Consider the following 7,061-nt stretch of genomic DNA (forward strand, 5'->3'; position numbering starts at 1 on the left):
GACTTTATGCATATTGCAGCAATTTTTGGACTAGGTGCGGCTACAAGTAGTTTTGCTAGTTCAAAATCAATAGAGCAAATAGGTTTAAAAGATATATATGAATTTGATTCTATGGGTAATTTTACACTTATGCACATTTGTGATTTACATGCCCATATTAAACCCCTTTACTGGAGAGAGCCTTCAACTTTGATCTCTGCTCCAAATTTAGTAGGGACACCAGGCTTTTTATGTGGTGAGTCATTTGAAAAATTCTATGGACTAGAACCAAGCTCTTTGGATGCTTATTTTGACACCTATATGGATTTTAATGCACTTGCTCATAAATTTGGAAAAATGGGTGGTGTTGCGCATATCAAAACACTTACTGACCATATTATCGCTGAACGAGGTAAAAAAAATGTCCTTTTCCTTGACTCTGGTGATACATGGCAAGGGACAGGTGTTGCACTTAAAAGCCGTGGTGAAGCCATTGTAAAAGCACAAAACTATCTTGGTATAGATACTATGGTAGGACACTGGGAATTTACTTATGGAAAAGAGCGCGTTAGAGAACTTATAGATATGCTCGATGCAAAATTCATTTCACAAAATGTTGTGGGTGATGACCCTTTCTCAGATGAGTATGAAGAGCTAATATTTGAGCCGTACACTATTGAAGAGAGAGGTGGTGCAAAGATTGGTATTATTGGGCAGTCATTCCCATTTACTTCTACTGCAAACCCTAAAGAGTTTACAGAGGGTTGGAGTTTTGGTCTGAGAATGGATACGCTTCAAGAGTATGTAAATGAACTTAGAAATGAGAAAAAAGTTGATTGTGTTGTTGTACTTTCTCACGATGGTTTCAGTGTTGATCAAGAGGTGGCGAGAACAGTAAAAGGTATTGACTTTATACTCAGCGGACATACGCATGACCCTTCACCAAAACCAGTGGTTATAAATGGTACTGTTATTGTAATTGCAGGAAGCCATGGAAAATATATCGGTCGTTTAGACATTGATGCAAAAAATGGTAAAGTAAAAGGGTATGAGTATAAACTTATTCCTATCGCTTCAAACATTATTCCAGCTGATCCAGATGGTGTAAAACTTGTCAATGAACTTTATGCACCATATGACAAAGAGTTTAATGAGGTCTTAGGAAAGACAAAAGGTATGCTCTATAAGCGTGATACTTTCTTCTCCACTTTTGATCAACTTATCAATGACGCTGTAATGCATGAAATGAAATGTGACATCTCTTTTACACCAGGCTACAGATGGGGAACGACTGTTCTTGCAGGTGAAGACATAACAATGGACCATGTCTATGAAATGTGTGGTATTACTTATCCAAATGTTTATACATTTGAACTAAAAGGTGCAAAAATTGCTACGCTTTTAGAAGATATTGCAGACAATGTATTTAATGAAAATCCTCTTTACCAACAAGGAGGAGATATGAGTCGATTAGGTGGTGCTACATATAGTATCGCCGTAGCCAATAAATCAGGTAAAAGAATCTCCAAACTTATGATTGGAGGGAAGCCTATAGATTTACAAAAGACATATACGGTATCATCATGGGGTGGTAATTTACAAAAAGCTGGTGAAAATCTCCAGAAAGATAAAATCCGTCCGGTATATGATGTTGTACGGGATTATATCAAACGCAAAAAAGTTGTTGATGTCAGTAATAAAGGAAATGTAACTCTAGTTGATTATAGTTGTGGATGTCCCACAAAAGGTTCTAGAGGCTGCTAATCAGAAATGATGGCAGTTGCAGCTGACATCAATGTCGGGTATGTTAAATATAAATAAGGATAAGTAATGAAGAAAAACATGATTAAGTTAGCGGCAGGAACAGCTGCGGTACTATTAATGGCTACCTCAGCGCATGCTGGTTACACGATGAAGAAAAAAATTGGTGATATTGATACAAAACTGACTATGTTTGGTTTTGCACAAGTGGAGATGAGAGGTGGAAAAGGGTCTGCCACAAAGGGGAAAGAAAATGACATCTCTTTTCATGCACAGCGTATTCGTTTAGGCTGGAAATATGTTGCAGGAAAAGTACTTTCAAAAGTATTTATTGATTTCAATCAAAATAGTGCGGCAAATAAAACAACAGATGCAGGTGGTGCTTCTGGAATAGGTGTTCCTGACAATATTAAAGATGCATTTATAGCATATAAATTCAACAAGGCTTTCATCCCAAAAATGGGTGTTATTAAAATGCCAAATGGTATGGGCTTTACAATGCCAGGTTGGAATTTAGATGCAGCTGAACGAGGGCTCGATAAAAAACTTGTACTCGAGCGTAATATGGGTTTAATGTTTTCAGGACGTGATATTGGCTTTGGGAACAATGGAAAAGTAAGTGGTTTTGAAATGGGGCACGAACATGCATGGAAAGGCTTTGGGTATGATGTAATGATTGCCAATCAGGCTGGGCGAAGTGCTGCTGTTACAAATGCAAAAGAGGGAAATGGAAATTCTTATGCAGTCCGGGGAATGTTTGACTGGACTGAACTTTTACATGTAGAAGCATCATATGCACTCTCAGAAAATGCAGGAGGGATTAAGGGACAAACAACCTATAAATATGACCCTGCTACAGGAACAGTTCCTGGAACTGTACTTACAAAAGACACAGAGGACTATTCTCTTTATACACTTGGTTTTGATTCAAGTTTTATGAATGGAGCAAATGTAAAAGCTGAATATATTAGTGCACATAATATTAAAGGTAAAAAAGATTATGATGAAAATACACTTACTGTAAGTGCGCAATATGCTATTAACAACACTTTTGAACCAACCATTAAACATATTCAAGCTTCTGCTGCAAAAGGAACTGGAGCTTCCACTTACAATTTAGGAAATACCTATGTAGGTGTTAATATCTATTTGAGCCAGTTTAATAACAAAATGGATAGAAATTCTAAAAGAAATCGTAATGCACACAAGCTTGTACTCAACTATATCATAGCTTCTGGCGATAAAGACAAGTTTGCTGGTTTAGGTGGATATAAAGACAATGCATGGATTATGCAATGGCAAGTAAAATTTTAAAATCAAATTTTAAAATATAAGGATTACGCTTTGAAGTCACTTTTACTAACTGTTTTACTCGTAAACTCTCTTTTCTCTTTTGACTATAAACTTCACCCTAAAGCGGTCAGTAAAGATATTTACTGCTTCTTTGGCTTAGCCCAAGTGATGGATAAGCGTAACAATGGAAACATGTCTAACTCATGTTTTGTTAATATGGGAAGTAGCTATCTTGTGATAGATAGTGGTCCTACATTCCAGTACGCCACTCAAGCATACTCACAAATGCAAAAAATCAAAAATCTCCCGGTCTCTTATGTTATAAATAGTCATGTTCATGATGACCACTGGTTAGGCAATGGTTTTTATAAAAAGCAAGGCGCACAGATCATAGGTCCAAGCAACTTTAAAAATCTTCCAAAAGCCAAAATTACACGAATGCAAAGAAGAATCTCTGTAGAAGCGTTTAAAGGTACAGAGCAAGTCTATCCTACGATATTCGTTGATAACAACAAAACACTACAGATAAATGGAGAAAAGGTTCTCATAGAGAGTGTAAACCATAAAGCACATACAGCGCATGATCTTTTCGTTTACATTCCAAGTAAAAAAGTCGTTTTTGCAGGAGATTTGGTCTTTAATGCAAGACTCCCTTCTTTGAGAGATGGAAACATTAACGGTTGGCTCACAGCACTCAAAGAGCTACGCAAAATGAATGTCAAATATATCATCGGAGGACATGGAAAGCGTACAGATAAACGCAGCATAGATTTTACTTACAACTATCTTAGCAAACTCAAACGCAGCCTTATCAAACTCATTGATGATGGAGTAAATATAGGAGATGCTGTAAACAGAGTTACAATGAAAGAGTATAAAAATGTCCCTTTTTATGACTCTATTCATAGACAAAATGTAGAGACAGCATACCGGACATTGGAGTGGGAAGATGAATAAGATAGTTTTAGTTTTACTAGTGAGCGCCATGTCACTTTTTGCCTTAGAGTTTCACAACTATAAGGATGCACTTAAAATGCAAAAAAAGAGTGGAAAAGTCATCATGATTGATGTCGTGAGAAGTGACTGTCACTACTGCCATAAAATGGATGCTCAAGTATTTAACGATGTACAGATGTCTAAATGGATTGAACAGAAGTTCATACCTGTCAAACTTGACTTAGACTTTGATGATCTTCCTCTGGGCATCAAAGTACACTTTACCCCAACTTTCTTTTTTGTTAACAAAGAACAAAAAATCGTAAAGACAATTCCTGCTTCTTGGAACATCCAAGATTTTAAAGATTTAACCAAAAATATAAAATAAAGGCGTAAAGTATGAAAAAGTTTACACTCATTTTACTTAGCTTCTGTATTCTCTTATTTGCAGATACAGAGTATGCAGATCCAAAACCTTCCATTGACAATCCAAGACAAATCGTCTTCTCTGTCACAGAAGATTCTCCTGCTGCTCTTGATCATATACTGAGTGTCGCAAACAATGTATTGAAGTTTTATGGACCAGAAAAGGTAGAGATGAAAATCGTCGCCTACTCAAAAGGTCTTGCACTACTTTACAAACGCAACCACGAAACAGCGCTTAGAGTTGATGCTCTTATGCAGTACGATGTTGAGTTCGTTGCCTGTGGAAACACTATGCGCACACTCAAAGTAAAAAAAGAGGACCTTGTAGAGGGTTCTGTCATAGTCACCGCCGGTGTTGTTGAGCTCCTAGAGAGTGTCAAAGCAGGCTGGATATATATTAAACCATAGGATGAAAATATGAAAAAATTACTACTTTTAGCTCTGGCACTTTTATGTGCTGCAAGCTTACAGGCAAAAGGGGATTTGAATCTTTTTAGTGTTGCTAACAAAGATGGAAAAATCACACCTTATATGATTGAAGAAGCACTGAACAAGGGTGGCTTACATGTAGAGCTAAATAGCAATATGATAGGTCCTTTTAAGAAGCAGTTTAAAGAGACAAAATACAAGATTTTTACTCTTATGACATTTTGGAGTAAAAGATACACCAAGCAACTTGTTGACAAGTATCCAAAAGCTGGTGCTTTTACACCAATGGGAATGGGGATTTACCAAGCAAAAGGCGAAAATAATTTACATCTCTCTTTCTTAACAGCAGAGGCACAGGGCAAAATTTTAGGTATTAAAGACCTCACACTACTTAAAAAGATAGAAAAAGAGGTACTAGCCGTCGTTCAAAAGCGTTTTGTAAACGCAGTACATACATATAGTGCAGATAGTTTACAAACATCACACAATCTTGTTACTACCTATGAGATGGAAGTTGATCCAGATGATGATATGGATGATGTACAAGATGAATTTACAATGAATCTTGAATCTGCATTTAAACCCTTTGGCTTTGTTGTCCCAGAGTATATGGATCTCAATGAAGTACTTACAGAAGATGGTAAAGTAGAATCTCCGTATGATTTTTATTTAACATACTCTATCTGTAAATTGCCTGTCATTTACACTGTTTCAAAAAGTAGACCACAAGCAGCAGCTTTTGCACCATGTACGACAATGATATACAAGAAAAAAGGTGAAAACAAAGTCGTAGTAGGTTTCCCTGCTGTTTACAACTGGCTTAGCTCTGCAAAAGTAGAAGACAAAGCGGCAAAAGCCGAGTTACTTAAAGCGCAAAAAGATTTTGAGTCCATCTTAAAAGATGTAACTGAGTAGCTATTAGTTACTCTTAAAACTCTAAATTTACTTTATAGTAGTCATCTTTTGGCTCTTTAGAGTAAGTATATCCACGAAAAGAAGCAATTTTTTCTAAATTTTTTGCTTCTTGCTCAGACTCTACTATCATACTCAATTGCTTTTGATTATAACTATTTAATGTAGATTTTAGCTGATGCATAGCATCAGGAACAGCGAGATTACGCCTAGAATCTTTTGGCATTCCTCTTGTATCTAAAACTCCATTTTTCAAATTTAGTGGAACGCGATACTCACTCATCAATCTATCTGATGATGCTTTCCATCCAGCCTTATCTAAATCAGGACTACCAAACAGAGCACAATGACATGTACCATACTCTTTTATTTCATCATCTATAAATTCACAGGGGCAGAGCATCTTTTTATTGAGTGCTTCATCATTTGAAGGTTCAAAACATGGGCAGTAACGCTTACCAAATGTTTTTTCCATCTCACTTAACCATATTTCCAAATTCGTAGACATCATCCAACTAGGATTTAATGCATAATTTTTTTGTGTAGTAAATTTTGCTATCCATCTCTTCTGTTTTTTCACTTCATCTTTATATTTAAAATAATCTTTAAAAAAACCTATCATCATTTTTAACATATTTGTATCCTTTTTTGAGCGCAATTGTAGCAAAGAGACTCTTAAGCTTGACATTCGCTGTAAAGTTATTGTAAAATTTCACATACAAATAGATATATACTCAAAAATATATTCTAATCTTTCCCGCAATAAAATCCAAAAAAGTTAAGGCAGTCATTCCTATGAGCGAAAGCACTTCATCTACACAACAAGCTAAAAAAAATCCAAAAAACAATAACAACAGAAAAAACAATAATTCAAGAACACATACACCCGTAAAAGGTTCAAGTGTTGAAGAACTCCGTACAAAAAGTATTGGTGATCTTGTTGATATGGCAACGAAACTTGGTGTTGAACATCCAAATGAGCTTAAACGCCAAGATGTTATTTTTGAAATTTTAAAAGCACAAACGGCACAGGGTGGATTTATCCTCTTTAGTGGTATTTTAGAAATTATGCAAGATGGTTATGGTTTTATCCGTTCTATTGATCAAAGTTTTAATGAAAGTATTAATGATGCCTATGTTTCAAATACACAGATAAAACGCTTTGCGCTTAGAAATGGAGATGTAGTCACAGGGCAAGTAAGACCTCCAAAAGATCAAGAGCGCTACTATGCACTTATTAAAATAGAAGCAGTAAACTCACTCCCACCAGAAGAGAGTAAAAAGCGTCCACTTTTTGAAAACTTAACACCGCTTTATCCAACAGA

At 36.0% G+C, this 7,061-nt stretch carries 8 protein-coding genes; 7 read left to right on the forward strand and 1 reads right to left on the reverse strand.

What is annotated here, in order from left to right:
* From soxB to MVY38_RS09610, 6 genes are all read left to right on the forward strand, one after another.
* Positions 1 to 1,743: thiosulfohydrolase SoxB (soxB, locus tag MVY38_RS09585; RefSeq protein ID WP_297485628.1), on the forward strand; the 1,743-nt coding region annotated here is incomplete at its 5' end.
* Between the two features lie 66 nt (positions 1,744 to 1,809).
* On the forward strand, positions 1,810 to 3,054 hold the full coding sequence (locus MVY38_RS09590) for a hypothetical protein (RefSeq protein ID WP_297485630.1): 1,245 nt from the start codon (positions 1,810 to 1,812) through the stop codon (positions 3,052 to 3,054).
* 30 nt (positions 3,055 to 3,084) lie between these two features.
* Positions 3,085 to 3,990: an MBL fold metallo-hydrolase gene (locus MVY38_RS09595; protein ID WP_297485632.1), complete on the forward strand. Its 906-nt coding sequence runs from the start codon at positions 3,085 to 3,087 to the stop codon at positions 3,988 to 3,990.
* Positions 3,983 to 4,357: a DUF255 domain-containing protein gene (locus tag MVY38_RS09600; RefSeq protein WP_297485634.1), complete on the forward strand. Its 375-nt coding sequence runs from the start codon at positions 3,983 to 3,985 to the stop codon at positions 4,355 to 4,357. Before MVY38_RS09595 ends, MVY38_RS09600 begins: the two co-directional genes overlap by 8 nt.
* Positions 4,358 to 4,368: 11 nt before the next feature.
* The gene (locus tag MVY38_RS09605; RefSeq protein WP_297485636.1) at positions 4,369 to 4,803 is read left to right on the forward strand and encodes a DsrE family protein; all 435 of its coding nucleotides are present in this window, start codon (positions 4,369 to 4,371) and stop codon (positions 4,801 to 4,803) included.
* A gap of 9 nt (positions 4,804 to 4,812) precedes the next feature.
* Entirely contained in the window at positions 4,813 to 5,739 is a 927-nt protein-coding gene (locus MVY38_RS09610) for a DUF302 domain-containing protein (RefSeq protein ID WP_297485638.1), read from the forward strand.
* Between the two features lie 13 nt (positions 5,740 to 5,752).
* Here the strand turns inward: MVY38_RS09610 and MVY38_RS09615 are convergent, their stop codons facing one another.
* Positions 5,753 to 6,370: a ferredoxin-thioredoxin reductase catalytic domain-containing protein gene (locus MVY38_RS09615; RefSeq protein WP_297485640.1), complete on the reverse strand. Its 618-nt coding sequence runs from the start codon at positions 6,368 to 6,370 to the stop codon at positions 5,753 to 5,755.
* Positions 6,371 to 6,531: 161 nt separating this feature from the next.
* On the opposite strand from MVY38_RS09615, the gene MVY38_RS09620 reads away from it, so the two are divergent.
* Positions 6,532 to 7,061: Rho termination factor N-terminal domain-containing protein (locus tag MVY38_RS09620; protein ID WP_297485642.1), on the forward strand; the 530-nt coding region annotated here is incomplete at its 3' end.

This window comes from Sulfurimonas sp., assembly GCF_027056685.1.
Classification (GTDB): Bacteria; Campylobacterota; Campylobacteria; order Campylobacterales; family Sulfurimonadaceae; genus Sulfurimonas.

Excerpts from the sequence above, each read along its gene's own strand:
- MVY38_RS09605 (WP_297485636.1), top strand. The coding sequence starts at position 4,369 with ATGAAAAAGTTTACACTCATTTTACTTAGCTTCTGTATTCTCTTATTT.
- MVY38_RS09615 (WP_297485640.1), bottom strand. The coding sequence starts at position 6,370 with ATGTTAAAAATGATGATAGGTTTTTTTAAAGATTATTTTAAATATAAA.
- MVY38_RS09610 (WP_297485638.1), top strand. The coding sequence starts at position 4,813 with ATGAAAAAATTACTACTTTTAGCTCTGGCACTTTTATGTGCTGCAAGC.
- MVY38_RS09590 (WP_297485630.1), top strand. The coding sequence starts at position 1,810 with ATGAAGAAAAACATGATTAAGTTAGCGGCAGGAACAGCTGCGGTACTA.
- MVY38_RS09600 (WP_297485634.1), top strand. The coding sequence starts at position 3,983 with ATGAATAAGATAGTTTTAGTTTTACTAGTGAGCGCCATGTCACTTTTT.